This is a genomic window from Kribbella pratensis (genome assembly GCF_004365355.1).
GTDB lineage: Bacteria > Actinomycetota > Actinomycetes > Propionibacteriales > Kribbellaceae > Kribbella.
The window spans coordinates 418109-436229 of the sequence record NZ_SODP01000005.1; the positions used below are offsets into that span (position 1 = coordinate 418109).

The window sequence follows — 18121 nt, forward strand, 5'->3', positions numbered from 1 at the left end:
ATGTAACATGGTCTGTCGGTGTCACGACCCTGAACACGGAGAATCATGTCTAAGAAGTGCGATGTCTGCGGCAAGCAGCCGACGTTCGGCAACAGCGTTGCCCGCTTGGGTAAGGGCGCGATGATCCGCCGGGTCAAGGCTCGCACGCCCCGGCGGTTCAACCCCAACATCCAGCCGGTCCGGGCGCTCATCAAGGGCACCCCGACCAAGCTGAAGGTCTGCACGTCCTGCATCAAGGCCGGCAAGGTCCAGCGCGTCGTCGGCTGATCCCCAGCTTTTACTCCGTGTAGGGCCTTTCGAAAGGCGCCCGGGACACCTCCCGGGCGCCTATTCGTGTTTGCGCGCAACGACGGTGATCTCGTTGCGGTTGTGGTGAAGCTGACGAGCATGCAGTACGTCGTACCGCTCGCGGAGGACGTCGATGCCGCGCCGGGCGCCGTCGAGCGGGTTCTTGCCGCCACCCTTCAACGTGACGATCGCCAGCCCGCCGCGGCGTAGCTGAGCCGCCGCATCCAGCGTCATCCGGGCGCTCATCAGCTGGTCCATCCGCATGTCGTTGACCACCACGTCGAAGCGGACCCGGTTCGACGTGAAGAAGCGGCCCGCGGTCGTCGCCTCGTGATGGATCCGCCGATCGCCGCGCAACCGCGGGTCCAGCGAACCAGGATCCACCGACCACACCTCCTGCCCGTGCTGCCGCAGGATCCGCGTCCAGCCTCCCGGCGAGGCGCCCAGATCGAGCGCCTTCCCGCCGGCAGGCAGGTCCAGCCCGAAGGTCGCGATCGCCTCCTCGAGCTTGAACTCCGACCGCGACACCCGCTCGTCGCCGCGAGCCAGCCGCATCCGTCCACCCGGCCAGTCCGACAAGCTGTCCGCCAGCCGGTTCACGCCGATCAGCAGCTGCTTGCCGACCGCGACGCCGGAGACGACGATTTCCTGCCCGGACCGGGTGCTCGTCACCCCGCGGGCGGCCAACGCGTCGACGATCAGATGGTGGTACGAGCTCCCGGTGCCGTCGACCCAGGTCTGCACCGCGACCGACTTGGCCGTGATCTCCTCGAGCAACGTCGTCGCGAGCTCGGGCTCGGTAGGCAGGTCGTCCAACGGGTAGCCGGCGATCTCGCGGGTCAGGTGCCGGACGAACATGATGCGGCCTTCGTCACACGCCGCCGCGAACTCCTCGACCGGCACCGCGGTATCCGCCAGCCGGGCCACCTCGGCCCCGAGCCGCTCGAACCGGTGCTCACCCGGGAACGCCTCCCGAATCTCCCGAACCGCATACCGATAACTGTCGGACGCGAACGAGAACAACACACTCCGGACGCCGCTCACCCCGGAACCGTACCTAACGACAGGCCGTAGTCGACTACGTATACGCCGGTGCACGCGTGGCGAGCGCGCCGTACCTGCCCGGACGGGCACCACCACCTGTCGTTCCGTACGCGTTAGCCTTCCGGGCGTGGAGGAATTGACGGTCGAGGTGCTGCGGGCCTGGGCCCGGACGGCGCTGGCGGAGCTAGCGCGGGCCCGGACCGAGATCGACGAGCTGAACGTGTACCCGGTGCCGGACGGCGACACCGGCACCAACCTCTACCTGACCTGGGAAGCCGCCTGCGACGCCCTGCCCAGGGGCGAGCTGACCTTCACCGAGGCGATCCAGGCCTTCGGCCGCGGCGCCCTGCTCGGCGCCCGCGGCAACTCCGGCGTGATCACCTCCCAGCTGATCCGCGCCTGCGGGAACCGCCTCAACGAGAACCTCCCGCGCGACCGTGGTGAAGGCACCGACGGCGTACTCGCGGACCCCCGGATGAGCGAGGCCGCCGCCTTCGCCGACGCGCTCACGTACGCCGCCGACGCCGCGTACGGCGCGGTCGCGCAACCCGTCGAAGGCACGATGCTCACCGTCGCACGAGCCGCCGCCACCGGCGCGATGACCGCAGCCAACGACGGCAAGGCCCTCGCCGACGTCTGCCTCGCAGCCGTCGCGTCCGCCCGGCAGGCGCTGACGAAGACGACCGAGCAGCTGGATGTACTCCGGCGCGCAGGCGTCGTCGACGCCGGGGGAGCCGGTCTGGTGGTGATCCTCGGCGCGATGGAGTCGGTGCTGACGGGCCGGCAGGTGCGCGTCGACGTACCGGCAAGGGTCGAACCGCAGGGCGAGAGCGCCGAGAGCCAGGACGGGCCGGCGTACGAGGTGATGTATCTGCTCGACGCGCCCGACGACAAGGTCGGCGACTTCCGGCAGAGCCTGGCCGTGCTCGGCGACTCGGTCGTCGTGGTCGGCGGCGACGGGCTCTGGAACGTGCACGTCCACACCGACAACGTCGGCGCCGCGATCGAGCACGGCATCGACATCGGCCGCCCGCACCGCATCCGGGTCACCCACTTCGCCGACCAGAACCACCACCACGAGCCCGCCCCGGGCCGCGCCGTGATCGCCGTCGTCGCCGGAGACGGACTGGCCGAGCTGTACGCCGAGGCGGGCGCCCGGGTCATCCGCGGCGCCCCAGGCAGGCGATGCTCGACCGGCGAACTGCTGCAGGCGATCGAGCAGTCCCAGGCGCCCGAGATCGTGATCCTGCCCAACGACCAGGACTCGATCGCGGTCGCCGAGGCCGCCGCCACCGCCGCCCGCCAGGACGGCATCCGGGTCGCGGTGATCCCGACCCGCGCGCAGGTCCAGGGCCTGGCCGCGATCGCGGTCCACGACCCGCAGCGCAGCTTCGACGACGACGTCGTACACCTGTCGGCAGCCGCAGGGCAGACCCGCCACGGCGCGGTGACCATCGCGATCAAGGACGCCTGGACGATGGCCGGCCGGTGCAGGATCGGCGATGCGCTCGGCGTGGTCGACGGAGACTTCGCGCTGATCACCGAGGATCTGGAGACGGCCGCGGTCGGTGTCGTCGACCGGCTGCTCGGCGGCGGCGGCGAGCTACTGACGATCGTCACCGGCCGAGACGCCGACCCGGCGCTGGCCGAGGCGGTGGAGCGGCACGTGCGCCGGCACCGCAAAGATGTCGACGTCGTGGTGTACGACGGAGGGCAGGACAGGTACCCGTTGCTGATCGGGGTGGAATGAGGACTGACACTGACCGCAAGCTCCGCGACTTCCTCGGGGCGAAGACGGCCAAGACGTTCGCCGAGGTGCTCGAGATCGAGACCGTCGGCGAGCTGCTGCGCCATTACCCGCGGCGGTACCTGAAGAAGGGCGAGCTGACCCCGTTCGACGAGCTCGAGGTCGGCGACCAGGCCACCGTCAACGGGCGGGTCAAGAAGGTCACCGCCCGCGCGCTGGACAGCAAGATCGAGATCCGGCCGGACGAGGTCCACAAGTTCCGCAAACGGCGGACGATCACCAAGGTCGTCGTCACCGACGGCCGCAACGACCTGGAAGCCGCGTTCTTCAACCAGCCCTGGCTGCTGACCAAGCTGACGCCCGGCACCTCCGCCCTGTTCTGGGGCGAGGTGTCGATGTTCCGCACCACCATGCAGCTGAAGAATCCGGGCACCGAGATCCTCGACGAGGAGGACCTGACCGAGGCCGAGATCGAGCGCCGGGCCCGCCCGTTCCGCCCGCTCTACCCGGCGACCGCGAAGTTGCCCACCGCAACGATCGAGCGGTCGGTGAAGATCGTGCTGGACAGCCTGGACGAGCGGCTCGACGACCCGATTCCGGACCTGGTCCTGCGCAACGAGAAGCTGCTCGGCCTGCGCGAAGCCCTGCAGAAAGTGCATCTTCCGGACACCGAGAAGGACATCGCCGACGCCCAGCAGCGGTTCCGGTTCGAGGAAGCGTTGGTGATGCAAACGATCCTCGCCCAGCGGCGGGCGGTGACGGACGCGCTGAACGCCGTACCGCGGCCACGCGTCGAGGGCGGTCTGCTCGACGAGTTCGACCAGCGGTTGCCGTTCGAGCTGACCGAGGGACAGGCCGAGGTGGGGGAGGAGATCTTCGCCGACCTGGCCCGTCCGCACCCGATGCACCGGCTGCTGCAGGGCGAGGTCGGCTCCGGTAAGACCGTGGTCGCGCTGCGGGCGATGCTCTCCGTGGTCGACAACGGCGGTCAGGCGGCGCTGCTCGCCCCGACCGAAGTGCTGGCCGTCCAGCACCACAAGACGCTGACGAAGATGCTCGGCGACCTGGCGGAGCAGGGCATGCTCGGCGGCGCGGAGCATGCCACCAAGATCGGTCTGCTGACCGGCTCGCTGAACGCTGCGAACCGCCGTACGGCGATGCTCGATGCCGCCAGCGGCGCGGCCGGGATCGTGGTCGGGACGCACGCGTTGCTCGAGGACAAGGTCCAGTTCGCGGATCTCGGCCTGGTCGTGGTCGACGAGCAGCACCGGTTCGGCGTCGAGCAACGGGCCGCGCTGAGTGCGAAGTCCGGCGACAACACCCCGCACGTGCTGGTGATGACGGCGACGCCGATCCCGCGGACCGTGGCGATGACGGTCTTCGGCGACCTCGCGGTCTCGACGCTGACCCAGCTGCCGGCCGGGCGGTCGCCGATCCAGTCCTCGGTCGTCCCCGCCAAGGAGAAGCCCGACTGGCTGCAGCGCGCCTGGACCCGGGTGCGCGAGGAGGTCGGCAAGGGCCACCAGGTGTACGTCGTGTGCCCGCGGATCGGGGACGAGGTCAAGAACGCGGGCGACGAGGAAGGCGAGTTCGCGGCCGGCGAGGAAGAAGAGGCCGGCGGCAAGAAGCAGCAGGCGCGGCCGCCGATCTCCGTCATGCAGGTGGCCGAGGCGCTGGGCGAGATCCTGCACGACCTGCGCGTCGAGATCCTGCACGGGCGGCTGCCCGCGGACGAGAAGGACGCCGTGATGTCGCGGTTCGCGGCCGGCGATATCGACGTAGTGATCGCGACGACCGTGATCGAGGTCGGCGTCGACGTGCCGAACGCCTCGACGATGGTGATCATGGACGCCGACCGGTTCGGCATCTCGCAGCTGCACCAGCTCCGCGGCCGCGTCGGCCGGGGCACGGTGCCTGGGCTGTGCCTGCTCGTCACGGACCTGTGGCCGGGATCGCGTTCGTACGGGCGACTCGATGCGGTCGCGTCGACGACCGACGGCTTCGAGCTGTCCAGGATCGACCTGGAGACGCGACGTGAAGGCGACGTGCTGGGCGTGGCGCAGTCCGGGCGGCGGACCAGCCTGAAGCTGCTCAGCGTGCTGCGGGACGAGGACATCATCCTCGCCGCCCGCCACGTCGCGAACGCGATCGTCTCGATCGACGCCGAGCTCACCGACCATCCGGTACTGCGGGGCGTCGTCCGGGCCGCCCTGGAATCCGAGACCACCGAGTACCTGGAGAAGACATGAGCCGGATCGTCGGGGGAGCGGCGGGTGGGCGGCGGATCGCCGTGCCGCCCGGGAGCGGGACCAGGCCGACCGCGGACCGGGTGCGGGAGGCGCTGTTCTCGTCGCTCGAGTCGGAGTTCGGCAGCTTCGACGGGCTGGCCGTGCTGGATCTGTACGCCGGATCCGGCGCGATCGGGCTCGAAGCGCTGTCGCGTGGCGCCGCGAACGTGATGCTGGTCGAGTCGGACCGGCGGGCCGCCGACGTGATCGCGGCCAACATCAAGGTCGTCGGGCTGCCCGGTGTGAAACTCGTGACACGCCCGGTGGAAAAGATCACCGCGGGTGAGGTTCCAGCCCAGTTCGACCTGGTGTTCGCCGACCCGCCGTACAAGCTGGAGACCACCGAGTTGCAGGACGTGCTGACCGACCTCGCGACGCGTGGGTGGCTCGCGGACGACGCGATCGTGGTCGTCGAGCGGGGCAAGCGGGAGCCGTGGGAGTGGCCGGGCGGGTTCGCCGCGCTGCGAGACCGCAAGTACGGCGAGGCCCGCCTTTGGTACGGTCACCGCCATGGCTAAGGCTGGCCGAAAATGAAAGCACTGTTTCCTGGTACCTTCGACCCGCCGACGGTCGGGCATCTCGACATCGTCACCCGGGCGGCCGCCGCCTTCGACGAGCTGATCGTCGCGACCGGGGTGAACCAGTCGAAGAACCGGCTGTTCGGGCCCCAGGAGCGGATCGAGATGCTCACCGAGCTGATCGCCCCGTTCCCGAACGTCCGCGTCGGCACCTTCGACGGGCTACTGGTCGACTACTGCCGGGCCGAAGGCGCCGGTGTGATCGTGAAGGGCCTGCGCTCGGCCGCCGACTACGACTACGAGCTGCAGATGGCACAGCTGAACCGGCGGATGACCGGGGTCGACACGCTGTTCTTCCCGACCGCCCCGGAGAACGCTTTCATCTCCTCCAGTTGGGTGAAGGAGATCGCCCGGCTCGGCGGCGACGTGAGCACGTTCGTGACCCCGGCTGTTCACTCCCGGTTACTGGGCAAGTTCTAGGCTCACCCCGAATTGGGCCTGCGGCCGGGGAGTTGGTAATGTAGAGCACCGGTCTCGACGAGACCGAGTTCTTGCCTGCCCACGCCTGAAAGGTTTGCTCTGAGCGTCTTGGACCCGCGGTCCCCACTCGTGATCGACACGCACGAGCTGACACGCCGCGCCGGGTCCCAACGCGAAGTCACTTTCACGGCGCCGGCGCCGGCAGATCTCGGAATCGACGTGATCGGCGTCCCCGAAGGCGATCCGATCCAGTTCGATCTACGGCTGGAATCGGTGGTCGAAGGGGTGCTCGTCACCGGTACGGCCAGCGGCCGTCTGGTCGGGGAGTGCGCGCGGTGCCTGGTCGATATCGAGGACGAGTTCCTCGCTGACGTCCAGGAGCTGTACGTCTACCCGGAGAGCGAAGCCGAGCCGGACGAGGCCAGCCGGATGGAGGGCGATCTGATCGACCTCGAGCCGGTGCTGAGGGACCAGGTGGTGCTCGCACTACCGTTCCAGCCGCTGTGTACGGACGACTGTCCGGGTCTGTGCCCCGAGTGCGGGGCACGCCTGGCGGACGAGCCCGGCCACAAGCACGAGGACGGTGTCGACCCGCGCTGGGCCGCCCTCGGCGGTCTGCTCCAGACCGACGAACCACCGCAGCACAACTGAACACCAACGTCAGCTAGCCGGCCGGGTCCACCAGCCCCCGGCCGAACCGAGGAGTCATAACCGTGGCCGTTCCGAAGCGGAAGATGTCGCGCAGCAACACCCGTAGCCGCCGGGCCCAGTGGAAGACCACTGCCCCGTCGCTGGTGACCTGCGTGAACCCCGCCTGCCGCGCGAAGCACCTGCAGCACACCGTTTGCCCCAACTGCGGCCAGTACGGCGCCAAGGGCGAGCGTCGCCAGGTCGTCGAGAGCTAAACGGCACCAACCCAGTGAACTCTGCCAACGAAACGGGGCTCTACGCCGAGCTGAACGAACGGCTCGGCGTATCGCTGGCTGACGAATTGCTGGAGCACGCCTTCACCCACCGCTCGTTCGCGTACGAGAACGGCGGGTTGCCGACGAACGAGCGGCTGGAGTTCCTCGGGGACTCCGTGCTCGGCGTCATCGTCACGGAGTCGCTGTTCCGGAACCACCCGGACCTGTCCGAGGGCCGGCTGGCCAAACTACGGGCCGCGGTGGTCAACATGCGTGCGCTCGCGGGTGTCGCCCGCGAGCTCAAGCTCGGCAAGTACCTGCGGCTCGGCCGCGGGGAGGAAGCCACCGGCGGCCGGGACAAGTCGTCGATCCTCGCCGACTGCGTCGAGGCGCTGATCGGCGCCGTCTACCTGGACCGCGGGTTCGAGACCGCGGGCCTGGTGGTGCACCGGCTGTTCGACGACCTGATGGAGTCGTCGGCGCGGCTCGGCGCCGGCCTGGACTGGAAGACGTCGCTGCAGGAGCTGGTCGCCCAGCTCAGCGTCGGCGTCCCGGAGTACGTGATCGCGGAGTCCGGACCGGACCACGCGAAGACGTTCGAGGCCCGGGTCCGGATCGGCTCCGACACGTACGGTCACGGCATCGGCCGGAGCAAGAAGGAAGCCGAGCAGCAGGCCGCCGAGACCGCCTGGAAGGCTCTGCGCGCCGCGCATCCCGACAGCACGGACCCCTCGCAGCAGCCGTAGGTGCCCGAGCTTCCCGAGGTAGAGGTCGTACGCCGGGGTCTGGCGGAGTTCACCACCGGCCGCACCATCGACGCGGTCGAGGTGCTGCACCCCCGCCCGGTACGGCGTCATGCCGCCGGGCCGGACGATTTCGTGGCCCGGCTCAAGGGCCAGGTCTTCGCCGAGCCGGCCCGCCGCGGCAAGTACCTGTGGCTCCCGCTGGTGTCCGGGGACGCCGTTCTGACCCATCTCGGGATGAGCGGCCAGTTCCGGGTCCAGCCGGTCGGCGCGCCCGACGAGCCGCATCTCCGGGTCCGGTTCCGCTTTGCGGACGATCTCGGAGAGGTCCGTTTTGTGGACCAGCGGATGTTCGGTGGTCTGTCGTACTCCGAGGGTGGCGCCGAGTTGCCCGCCGAGATCGCCCACATCGGCCGGGACCCGTTCGATCCCCTGTTCGACCCGGACGCGGTGACTGCCAAGATCCGGCGCCGCCGGACCGGGCTGAAGCGGGCGTTGCTGGATCAGACCGTGGTCAGCGGGATCGGCAACATCTACGCCGACGAAGCGTTGTGGCGGGCCAAGCTGCACTACGCCCGGGCGACGGAAACGCTGAAACCCCTGCAAATCAAGGGGATTCTGCGCGCAGCCCATGAGGTGATGGCCGAGGCGCTGACCGTTGGTGGCACCAGCTTTGACGCGCTGTACGTCAACGTCAACGGGGAATCCGGATACTTCGAGCGCGGCCTGAACGTCTACGGGCAGGAGGGATCGCCGTGCCCGCGGGACGGCCGGCCGATTCGTCGCGAGCCGTTCATGAACCGTTCGTCCTACCGGTGCCCGAAATGTCAGCCCGTTCCCCGGCATGTTCGCTGGTGAGCGAGGTATCGTTAATAAACGTGGCCCAGGTTGACCCGTCGGCCCCGCCGGTGTCACCCTGAAAGACGGCACACATTTTAGCGCTCCTTCATGACCAGGACCTGGAGCGCACCCGGCCAGAACCCTTCCGGAGGACAGCACAATGGCCAAGGCTCTTCTAGGGCATCTTGGAGGCACTGACCCGCGCATGCTCGAGCAGGTTCGTCTGCTCAACCGGCGTGTCGCCGACCTGGAGGCGCATGTGATGCGTCTGCAGGCAGAGAACGACCACCTCGTCGCACAGATTCACGAGGGTCGCCTGCTGACCGTCGACGAGGCTTTGCGCGCCCCCGCTTCGGTCTGAGGACCCTAGCCGCGACAACAGAGAATTGCATCTCGACCGTCCGCACAACCACGGCGGTGGCCCCCGTCCGGGCCTCCGCCGCCTGTGTGTACAAGCACTGTATGTTCAGCAACTGTTGCCCTGACAGCCGTCCGCGGTCTTGCCGGTCGGCCTCCACCAGTTCACGCGCATCTGTTTGTAGACTGCGCAGCGGAACTACTTCCCCCGGGTAGCGGCACGAGCAGTTACGACGGTTCCTTAGGTATCGTCTGTCCTTTCACGGGTTGGAGAGCTTCGCCTTGTACCTGAAGAGCATGACGCTCCGGGGCTTCAAGTCGTTCGCGTCCGCGACGACGATGAACTTCGAACCAGGCATCACCTGCATCGTCGGACCGAACGGCTCCGGCAAGTCCAACGTCGTCGACGCACTGGCCTGGGTGATGGGTGAGCAGGGCGCGAAGTCGCTGCGCGGCGGCAAGATGGAGGACGTCATCTTCGCCGGCACCTCCGGCCGCGCCCCGCTGGGCCGCGCCGAGGTGGTGCTCACCATCGACAACACCGACGGCGCGCTGCCGATCGAGTACGCCGAGGTGACGATCAGCCGGACGATGTTCCGCAACGGCGGGTCCGACTACCAGATCAACGGCCAGAACTGCCGCCTGCTCGACGTCCAGGAACTGCTCAGCGACTCCGGTATCGGGCGCGAGATGCACGTCATCGTCGGCCAGGGCCAGCTCGACTCGATCCTGCGCGCCACGCCGGAAGGCCGCCGCGGGTTCGTCGAGGAGGCGGCCGGCGTCCTGAAGCACCGCAAACGCAAGGAAAAGGCGATCCGGAAGCTGGAGGCCACGGAGGGCAACCTGCACCGGCTCGGGGACCTGATCGCCGAGATCCGCCGCCAGTTGAAGCCGCTCGGGCGCCAGGCGGAGGTGGCGCGCCGGGCGGTGACGATCCAGGCGGAGGTCCGCGACGGCCGCGCCCGGCTGCTGGCCGACGACATCGTCCAGGCCCAGTCCGCGCTCGAGGCCGAGCTGCGGGACGAGGCCGCGCTGACCCAGCGCCGGTCCGAGACCGAGGCGAAGCTGCGGGAGGCCCGCGAGCTGGAGGCCGAGCTCGAGGACGCGCTCCGCGAGGACGCGCCGGCACTCCAGGCCGCCCAGGACACCTGGTACCAGCTGTCGGGCTTCGGGGAGAAGATCAAGGGCACGGCGCGGATCGCGGCGGACCGGATCCGCTCGCTGAACGACGAGGCCGACGACGGGCCCCGCTCGGGCCGGGACCCGGAGGAGCTCGAGCTGGAGGCTGCGCGGGTCCGGGAGACCGAGGCGCAGATCGAGGCCGAGGTCGAGGCGCACTCCGAGCTGCTCGCCGAATCCGTCGAGCGCCGGCAGCAGCTGGAGGCGCAGGAGGCCGAGGAGGAGCGCCGGATCTCCGCACTGATCCGGGCCGCCGCCGACCGCCGCGAGGGTCTGGCCCGGCTGACCGGCCAGGTGAACGCGCTGAAGAGCCGCGCGGCCGCCGCCGAGTCCGAGATCGGCCGGCTCGCCAGCAACATGCACGAGGCCGAGGTCCGCGCCGCCAAGGCGCAGCACGACTTCACCGCGCTGGAGACTCAGGTCGCGGGGCTCGACGCGGGCGAGAAGGGGCTCGACGACCAGTTCGAGGCCGCTCAGGCGGTGCTCGACGAGATGGACGAGCGGCTGGCGAAGCTGAGGGCCGAGGAGCGTGACGCCGAGCGCGAGCGCACCGGTCTGGCGGCACGTAAGGAAGCGCTCGAGCTCGGTCTGAACCGGAAGGACGGCGCCGGCGCTCTGCTGGCCGCCTCTGAGCAGGTCAACGGCCTGATGGGCTCGGTCGCGGCGCTGCTGAGCGTGCGCGCCGGGTACGAGACGGCCATCGCGGCCGCGCTGGGCGAGGCCGCCGATGCGGTCGCGGTCACGCACGCCGACGCCGCGCTGCAGGCGGTCGGGCATCTGAAGGAGCACGACCTCGGCCGGGCCGGGATGCTGCTCGGGGACGCGCCCGCCGACGACTACTCGATGTGGCCCGTGCTGCCGTACGGCGCGTCGTACGCCGTCGATGTCGTGGACTGCCCGGAGACGCTGCGGCCCGCTCTGCGGCGGCTGCTGCGCAAGGTCGCCGTGGTGGACGACGTACCGGCGGCGAAGTCCCTGGTGCGGAATCTGCCCGACGTCACGTGTACGACGCGCGCCGGCGATGTGCTGGGTGCGCACTTCGCGTACGGCGGATCGGACGCGGCCCCGAGCTTGATCGAGGTGCAGTCCGCAGTCGACGAGGCGGCCGAGAAGCTGGTAGAGGCGACGGCGCGGAGCGAGCGGCTGCGCTTCGAGCTGCAGGGCCTGGAGGACGAGCGGGCCCGGCAGAAGGAGTCCGTCGAGATCACTCTGGCCCGGCTGCACGAGTCCGACGCGGCGATGGCCGCGGTGGCGGAGCAGCTGGCGCACTTCGGGTCGCTGGCGAAGGCGTCCCGCGGTGAGGCGCAGCGGATGCGCGAGGCGATCGCTGCGGCGGAGGAGGAGCGCGACAAGAACCTGTCCGGTCTGGCCGAGCTCGAAGAGCGGCTGATGGACGCCGAGGCGTTCGACGACGACGGGGACGAGCCGGACACGTCGGAGCGCGACCGGCTGGCCGAGGCGGCCAAGGCGGGGCGTGCGGCCGAGATGGAGGCGCGGCTGGCGCTGCGGACCACCGAGGAGCGGGCCCGGGCGCTGTCCGGTCGGGCCGACTCGCTCGAGCGCGCTGCCCGTCAGGAGCGCGAGGCGCGGGCCAGGGCGGTTGCCCGGGCGGCCCGGCGGGCCCGGCAGGCGGATGCGGCTCAGGCCGTACACCTGGCCGCCGGTCATGTGCTGGCGCGGCTGGAGTCCTCGCTCCAGCAGGCGGCGGCCGAGCGGTCGGCGATCCAGGCGCAGCGGGCCGACCGGGAGCAGGCGCTCTCACAGGCGCGATCCGCGACGCGGAACTTGAGCTCCGAGCTGGAGCAGCTCACGAACACGGTGCACCGCGACGCGCTGGCCCGGGCCGAGCAGAAGATGCGGCTCGAGCAGCTGTACGAGAAGGCGCTGGGCGAGCTCGGTATCGAGGTCGACGCGCTGGTCGCGGAGTACGGCCCGGACCAGCTGGTGCCGCCAGTGCCCACACAGCCCAAGGACGGTGACGACGAGACGCTGGAGCTGGAGGGCGAGCCGTTCGACCGGACCAAGGTCGAGAAGCGGCTGAAGCAGGCCGAGCGCGCGCTGAACCAGCTCGGCAAGATCAATCCGCTCGCGCTCGAGGAGTTCGAGGCGATGGAGGAGCGGCACCGCTTCCTGTCCGAGCAGCTCGACGACCTGAAGAAGTCCCGGCGCGACCTGATGGACATCGTCAAGGAGGTCGACGAGCGGGTCGAGCAGGTCTTCACCGAGGCGTACCGCGATGTCGAGATCGCGTTCGAGCACGTGTTCAGCCGGCTGTTCCCGGGCGGTGAGGGCCGCTTGGTCCTGACCGACCCCGACGACATGCTCGGCACCGGGATCGACGTCGAGGCCCGCCCGCCCGGCAAGAAGGTCAAGCGGCTGTCACTGCTGTCTGGCGGTGAACGCTCGCTGGTCGCCGTGGCGTTCCTGGTCGCGCTGTTCAAGGCCCGCCCGTCGCCGTTCTACATCCTCGACGAGGTCGAAGCCGCGCTGGACGACACCAACCTCGGCCGCCTCCTGGAGATCTACGAAGAACTCCGCGAGAACAGCCAGCTGCTGGTCATCACCCACCAGAAGCGCACCATGGAGGTCGCCGACGCCCTGTACGGCGTGACCATGCGCGGCGACGGCGTCTCCTCGGTCATCTCCCAGCGGATCCGCGAACCCGAACCCGTCTGAGCCGGTCCGTCTGGGCCGTCTAGGCCGTGATCGTCATCGAGGCGAGCCGGTCGTCCTCGACGGCGAAGGTGAAGTGGGAGGGGCCGTTGAAGCCCTTCCCGCCGACCTGGGTCAGGATCGTCAACGGGTTGCCGGCGACGGTGACCTGGGTGTCGGTGAACGTGGCCTGCTTGCCGATCAGCTCGTTCTCGCTCCAGGAGCGGATCCGGTCGGGGCCGCGGAACTCCCGCCCCCAGTCGTTCACGTAGCCGTCCGGGGCGAACGCTGCCACGAACGCGTCGTTGTCCTGTTCGTCGATCGCGGTGAGCGCGCGCTGGACCGCGGCTGGGATGTCCTGACTCATGACGGCGACGATAGCCGTCCCGGTTGAACCGGTCCGTGAATCCGTACGTATGACGGGGTGACGGACGCTCGACCGAGGAGGGTTGATGAAGCGACTGAGGAGCGTGGCCGGAGTGGTCGGGGCGGACGGCAATGAGATCACGCCCCAGCTGTCCGGCTCCGGTCATGGCGGTCACTGAGTCGACCTGTGCCGCGCTGGTGTGGGCGCCTGCGGAGCCCGGTATCGTGCGGTCGGTGGGTGACACCCCAGGGCCGCAGGATGCCGAGACGCTGATTCGCACGCTGTACGCCGAACACGGGCGCAGCCTGTTGGCCTATGCGACCCGTCTGACGGGAGACCGGGCCGCGGCCGAGGACGTCGTACAGGAGACATTGGTCCGGGCCTGGAAGCACGCCGGGGACCTGAGCACCGGCAGCGGGTCGGTGCGGGGCTGGCTGCTGACGGTGGCGCGGAACATCGTCACCGACCGTGCGCGGGCCCGGGCGGTGCGTCCGGCCGAGGTGGCGGACGTGGTGGACCAGCCGCCGGTCCAGGGCGACCACTCCGAGGCCGTGGTGAACACCATGGTCGTGATGGACGCGCTGGACAAGGTGTCGCCCGAACACCGTGAAGTACTTGTGCAGCTCTACTACCGCGGGCGGTCCGTGGCAGAGGCTGCAAAGGAACTGGGTGTCCCACCCGGTACCGTGAAATCACGTTCGTACTACGCCCTCCGAGCTCTGCGCGCGGTGATGGCTGGACCAGCTGCGTTGACTGGAGACGGGGAGGTGTCCCGATGACTGAGCATGACCGCACGCAACTCGGCGCCTACGCGTTGGGCGCACTAGAGCCCGGTGAGGTGGCAGAGGTGGACGAGCACCTGGCCACGTGCGCGGAGTGCCGCGCTGAGCTGGCCGAGCTCGAGGAGATGAAGGACTTTCTCGGTGAGGTCCCGCCAGAGGCGTTCCTCGACGGGCCACCGGAAGGTGGCGACCTGTTGCTGCAGCGCACGCTGCGGGCCGTCCGCGAGTCGTCGCCGGAGCCTGCCGTACAGGTTCCGGCCAAGCGCCGCAGCTCCCGTTGGCTCATGGTGGCCGCCGCACTCGTTGCGGTCGCGGGTGCGCTCGGCGGTGGGGTTGCACTCGGTCGATCGACTGCACCGGAGGCCACCACCGAGCCCGCAGCCGGCTACAGGGAAGTCAAGACGACCGATACGGCCACCGGCGCCACCATGGCCACCACCGTGGAGCCGCGGACCGGTTGGAGTTGGGTGCAGGTGCAGGTCAAGGGCCTGAAGGCCGGAGATCAGTGCCTGCTCCTCGTCACTGACAGCTCCGGCAAGACCTGGACCGCAGGTAGCTGGGTGGTGTCGGAGAAGGCAGCCAAGAACGGCAGCACGTTCGGCGGCGGTGTGCTGGTTCCGCTCGACAAGGTGCACTCGGTCGAGATCAGGACCCTGCAGGGAAAGCACGTCGTCTCAGCAACCATCTGAGCAACGATCTGAAAGTAGTTGCGGGAGACGAGAGGATAGAGCCGTGGCTACTACCTCCGAGGACCTGCGGGAGCGCCGGAAGAACGCGGCGGACGACTGCGAGCGCTGGCTCGGCAACCGGCGAGTGCCGGCGCCGGATCGGCTTCAGCGGCTCGCGGAAGTCGCCACGGACGACCTCGTCGACATGTACGGCAACGGTGGCGAGGTCGCGGCGCTGGAGCAGGAGGTCGCCGAGCTGCTGGGCAAGCCGGCAGCGGTGTTCCTGCCGACCGGCATCATGGCGCAGCAGAGTGTGCTCCGCGTGTACGCCGACCGCGCGGGGACCAGCCGGGTCGCAGTACACGGGCTGTCTCACCTCCTGGTGCACGAGCTGAACGCACTGGAAGAGGTGCACCATCTGCGGATCGAGCGGCTGACGTCAGAGCCACGCCAGCCTCGTCCGGACGAGTTGGCCGCGATCCCAGGCAAGCTGGCCGCGGTCACGTTGGAGCTGCCGCTGCGCGATGCCGGGTACGTGCTGCCGACGTGGGACGAGCTGGTCGTCTTCTCGGAGTACTGCGCCGAGCGCGGCGTACCGCTGCACCTGGACGGCGCCCGCCTGTGGGAGAGCACGCCGTACCTCGAACACAGCCTGGCCGAGATCGCTGCGCTGGCTTCGACCGTCTACGTGTCGTTCTACAAGGTGCTCGGTGGCATCAGCGGTGCCGCACTGGTCGGTCCCGAGGACGTCATCGCCGAAGTACGCCGATGGCAGCGCCGGCTCGGCGGCAACCTCTTCTCGCTCTTCCCGTACGCCGTGTCCGCGCGCGACGGGCTGCGCACTGTGCTCCCGCTGATGGACGACCTGCACCAGCGGGCGGTCGAGGTCGCAATGGCCTTGCAGAGCGAGGGTTTCCGCGTGTTCCCGGAACCGCCGCACACGAACTCGTTCCGCCTCTACGCACCTCGGTCCGCGGACGCGATCGAGCGTACGACGGTCGAGCGGATGGAGCGGACCCGCGAGGCGTTGTGCCCGCCGTGGCAGTCGGCCGACGTACCGGGGTGGTCGTGGATCGAGGTCGTGGTGACGCCGCATTCGCTGACCTGGCAGGTCGACGAAATCGCCAAGGCGTTCGGGGAACTTCTGACTCGCTGAGAGCGTCAGGCCAGTGTTGGTAGTGGGTGTGGGGATTCGGGGAGAGAAGTGCTGACATTCGTTGTGACGATGGTCGTTCTGCTGGTTCTGTCGGGCCTGGTGCTGCTCGCTGTGGCGCGGGGAGAAGGCAAGCGCTTCGGCTAGTGTCGCTGTAGGGTCGCGGAGCATGAGGCGACTCATCTTCCAGGAGTACGTGACACTCGACGGGTACGCCGCCGGACCCGATGGCGGACTGGAGTTCTTCGACTCCGTCGCGGACGACGGCGGCGCTGCCGACGACGACAATCTCCAGCTGCTGGAGAGCATCGACACGATGCTGCTCGGCGCCGAGACGTACCGGTTGTTCGCGAGCTACTGGCCGACCGACGCCTCCGCCGACCAGCCGATCGCGCCGAAGCTGAACGCGCTGCGCCTGGTCGTCGTGTCGACCAGGCTGAAGAGTGCGCCGTGGGGCTCCTACGAGCCGGGTCTGGTGGTCCGCGACCTCGATGCGGTGCGTGCGCTCAAGGCCGAGGAGACCGGCAAGGACATCATCCTGTGGGGCAGCATCACGCTGTTCCAGTCGTTGCTGCGCGCCGGACTGGTGGACGAGGTCCAGTTGCGCATCTGCCCCATCCTGCTGGGTGCGGGCAAGAGTGCGTACCCCAGTGGCGAGCCACCGGTCGAGCTGGAGCTGATCGAGGCGCGCCCGTGGGCCAACGGCGGCGTACTGGTGCGCTATCGGCCGACTAGCTGACCGCGTCCACGATCGCTTTCACGATCGGGGCGGCGATGGTGATCGTGGGCATGACCAGCAGCGTGACTGCGCTGACATACGTCAGTGTGGCGAGGACGCGTTCGTCAGGAGCCGGGTCGGCCAGGCGTTCGACGCGGAGGACCGTTGCGGACTTGGCCGCCGCCAGTGCCGCCTCGGGCGCCGGTGAGCCGGCCAGCGCGACCAGTGCGCGGGCCAGCGGGCGGGGGCCGTTGCGGCGGCGCGCGTCGTCGTCAGCCAGGAGCTCCACCAGCGTGCGGGCCTGCTCCAGCGCCACGTCGCTACGGACCCAGCGCGGGAACGCGTGGTGCAGGGCGGTGAACTCCTCCAGCACCAGGTCGTGACGTGCCCGCAGATGTGCTTGTTCGTGCGCCAGCACTGCCTTCAGCTCGCTGTCGTCCAGCCGGTCCAGCGCACCGACCGACACAACGACCCGTGCGCCCCGCAGCGCCGGCAGGCAGTACGCCAGCGGGGTTTCCTCGGCCAGCACTCGCAGTCCGGGGATCAGTCCGTCCGGAGTGGCGAGTACGTCGACCAGATCGCGGTGCCGCTTGCGACGTGCCCTCGTGCCGACTGCGACTTTCCCCACCGCCCAGAGCAGTCTGATGACGACCGATGCGGTCATAGCGAGGATTAGTGCGGCCACGAGGTCACGTGGCGACGACGGGTCGAACTTCGGCTGGCCGGGCTCGCCCGCGATCGAGTACGAGAGCGCTATGCCGGCACCCAGCGCAGCCAGTACTGCGGCCAGCGCGATCGCCTGCCAGAGGATGACGGCGGCGCGGGGGACCCGGTAGGGCCAGGTGGAGCGAGCCAGCACGGCCGGTGCGGGGCCGGTGAGGACCAGCGCGAGGACGGCCAGGAGGACCGGGGTGATCACCCCGTCTGCTCCTGGCTGTCCAGCCGGGACAGGGCCTCGCGCAGGAGAGCTGCTTCCTCGTCGGAGACCTGGCCGACGAAGCGGACCAGCGCCTCGCGACGGTCGCCGGCGCGGTCGAGGGCGTCGCGCATCAGGTCGGCGGCCAGCTCCTCACGGGGCGCGGCCGCACGGTAGCGCCAGGCCTTGCCGTCGCGTTCGCGCTCGGTCAGCTTCTTCTTCGCCAGCCGGTCCAGAACGGTCATCACGGTCGTGTACGCGAGCTCCCGGGTGCCGGCCAGCTGCTCGTGCACCTCGCGCACGGTCAACGCCGTCGGCGCAGCCCACAGCTGCTCCATCACCAGCCGTTCCAGGTCGCCCAGAGGGCGTGGTGGCTGCGCCTGATGCCGTCCGCGTGCCACCGCCCCGATCTCCTCACTCACCACGTGACCAGTATAACTACACGTCGTAGTAGATCCGCGCTAACATCTACTACG

General features: G+C 69.4%; 19 protein-coding genes. 15 read left to right on the plus strand and 4 right to left on the minus strand.

What is annotated here, in order from left to right; translation table 11 throughout:
* Positions 1-45 precede the first annotated feature (45 nt).
* Positions 46-267 (plus strand): 50S ribosomal protein L28, encoded by a 222-nt coding sequence (rpmB, locus tag EV653_RS40100; RefSeq protein ID WP_130449155.1) that lies wholly within the window; start codon positions 46-48, stop codon positions 265-267.
* A gap of 60 nt (positions 268-327) precedes the next feature.
* Here the strand turns inward: rpmB and EV653_RS40105 are convergent, their stop codons facing one another.
* Complete coding sequence (locus EV653_RS40105; protein ID WP_238160764.1) at positions 328-1332, minus strand: SAM-dependent methyltransferase; 1005 nt, start codon at positions 1330-1332, stop codon at positions 328-330.
* Between the two features lie 127 nt (positions 1333-1459).
* Here EV653_RS40105 and EV653_RS40110 point away from each other — a divergent pair, with 127 nt between their 5' ends.
* The 10 genes from EV653_RS40110 (at position 1460) to smc (ending at position 13065) form a co-directional block, all read left to right on the plus strand.
* Complete coding sequence (locus EV653_RS40110) at positions 1460-3082, plus strand: DAK2 domain-containing protein (protein WP_134111554.1); 1623 nt, start codon at positions 1460-1462, stop codon at positions 3080-3082.
* Complete coding sequence (recG, locus tag EV653_RS40115) at positions 3079-5328, plus strand: ATP-dependent DNA helicase RecG (protein WP_134111555.1); 2250 nt, start codon at positions 3079-3081, stop codon at positions 5326-5328. The genes EV653_RS40110 and recG overlap by 4 nt, the downstream gene beginning before the upstream one ends.
* Positions 5325-5885 carry a 16S rRNA (guanine(966)-N(2))-methyltransferase RsmD gene (rsmD, locus tag EV653_RS40120; protein WP_134111556.1) on the plus strand — a complete coding sequence of 187 codons (561 nt, stop codon included), beginning with the start codon at positions 5325-5327 and terminating at the stop codon, positions 5883-5885. Before recG ends, rsmD begins: the two co-directional genes overlap by 4 nt.
* A gap of 12 nt (positions 5886-5897) precedes the next feature.
* Positions 5898-6365, plus strand: a complete 468-nt coding sequence (gene coaD, locus EV653_RS40125) for a pantetheine-phosphate adenylyltransferase (protein ID WP_134111557.1) — start codon at positions 5898-5900, stop codon at positions 6363-6365.
* Positions 6366-6494: 129 nt separating this feature from the next.
* Complete coding sequence (locus tag EV653_RS40130; protein WP_238160765.1) at positions 6495-7016, plus strand: YceD family protein; 522 nt, start codon at positions 6495-6497, stop codon at positions 7014-7016.
* 62 nt (positions 7017-7078) lie between these two features.
* Positions 7079-7270, plus strand: a complete 192-nt coding sequence (gene rpmF, locus EV653_RS40135) for a 50S ribosomal protein L32 (protein WP_130387616.1) — start codon at positions 7079-7081, stop codon at positions 7268-7270.
* 14 nt (positions 7271-7284) lie between these two features.
* Positions 7285-8016 carry a ribonuclease III gene (rnc, locus tag EV653_RS40140; protein ID WP_130449169.1) on the plus strand — a complete coding sequence of 244 codons (732 nt, stop codon included), beginning with the start codon at positions 7285-7287 and terminating at the stop codon, positions 8014-8016.
* Positions 8017-8871 (plus strand): bifunctional DNA-formamidopyrimidine glycosylase/DNA-(apurinic or apyrimidinic site) lyase, encoded by an 855-nt coding sequence (gene mutM, locus EV653_RS40145; RefSeq protein WP_134111559.1) that lies wholly within the window; start codon positions 8017-8019, stop codon positions 8869-8871. It begins immediately after the preceding gene.
* Between the two features lie 142 nt (positions 8872-9013).
* Entirely contained in the window at positions 9014-9214 is a 201-nt protein-coding gene (locus EV653_RS40150) for a hypothetical protein (RefSeq protein ID WP_130449173.1), read from the plus strand.
* Between the two features lie 293 nt (positions 9215-9507).
* Entirely contained in the window at positions 9508-13065 is a 3558-nt protein-coding gene (gene smc, locus EV653_RS40155; RefSeq protein WP_134111560.1) for a chromosome segregation protein SMC, read from the plus strand.
* 19 nt (positions 13066-13084) lie between these two features.
* Here the strand turns inward: smc and EV653_RS40160 are convergent, their stop codons facing one another.
* On the minus strand, positions 13085-13408 hold the full coding sequence (locus EV653_RS40160; protein ID WP_134111561.1) for a nuclear transport factor 2 family protein: 324 nt from the start codon (positions 13406-13408) through the stop codon (positions 13085-13087).
* 233 nt (positions 13409-13641) lie between these two features.
* Here EV653_RS40160 and EV653_RS40165 point away from each other — a divergent pair, with 233 nt between their 5' ends.
* The 4 genes from EV653_RS40165 to EV653_RS40180 all read left to right on the plus strand — a co-directional run bounded on the left by EV653_RS40165 (position 13642) and on the right by EV653_RS40180 (position 16750).
* Complete coding sequence (locus EV653_RS40165; protein WP_255511228.1) at positions 13642-14187, plus strand: sigma-70 family RNA polymerase sigma factor; 546 nt, start codon at positions 13642-13644, stop codon at positions 14185-14187.
* Positions 14184-14879, plus strand: coding sequence for an anti-sigma factor family protein (locus EV653_RS40170; RefSeq protein ID WP_134111563.1), 696 nt, complete (start codon positions 14184-14186; stop codon positions 14877-14879). The genes EV653_RS40165 and EV653_RS40170 overlap by 4 nt, the downstream gene beginning before the upstream one ends.
* Before the next feature lie 43 nt (positions 14880-14922).
* Positions 14923-16014 carry a threonine aldolase family protein gene (locus EV653_RS40175; RefSeq protein WP_134111564.1) on the plus strand — a complete coding sequence of 364 codons (1092 nt, stop codon included), beginning with the start codon at positions 14923-14925 and terminating at the stop codon, positions 16012-16014.
* A 166-nt stretch (positions 16015-16180) separates the two neighbouring features.
* On the plus strand, positions 16181-16750 hold the full coding sequence (locus tag EV653_RS40180) for a dihydrofolate reductase family protein (RefSeq protein WP_134111565.1): 570 nt from the start codon (positions 16181-16183) through the stop codon (positions 16748-16750).
* Here the strand turns inward: EV653_RS40180 and EV653_RS40185 are convergent.
* Positions 16743-17648, minus strand: a complete 906-nt coding sequence (locus tag EV653_RS40185; RefSeq protein WP_134111566.1) for a M56 family metallopeptidase — start codon at positions 17646-17648, stop codon at positions 16743-16745. The two genes, EV653_RS40180 and EV653_RS40185, sit on opposite strands and share 8 nt — an antisense overlap.
* Entirely contained in the window at positions 17645-18070 is a 426-nt protein-coding gene (locus EV653_RS40190; protein WP_370359521.1) for a BlaI/MecI/CopY family transcriptional regulator, read from the minus strand. Before EV653_RS40190 ends, EV653_RS40185 begins: the two co-directional genes overlap by 4 nt.
* Positions 18071-18121 lie beyond the last annotated feature (51 nt).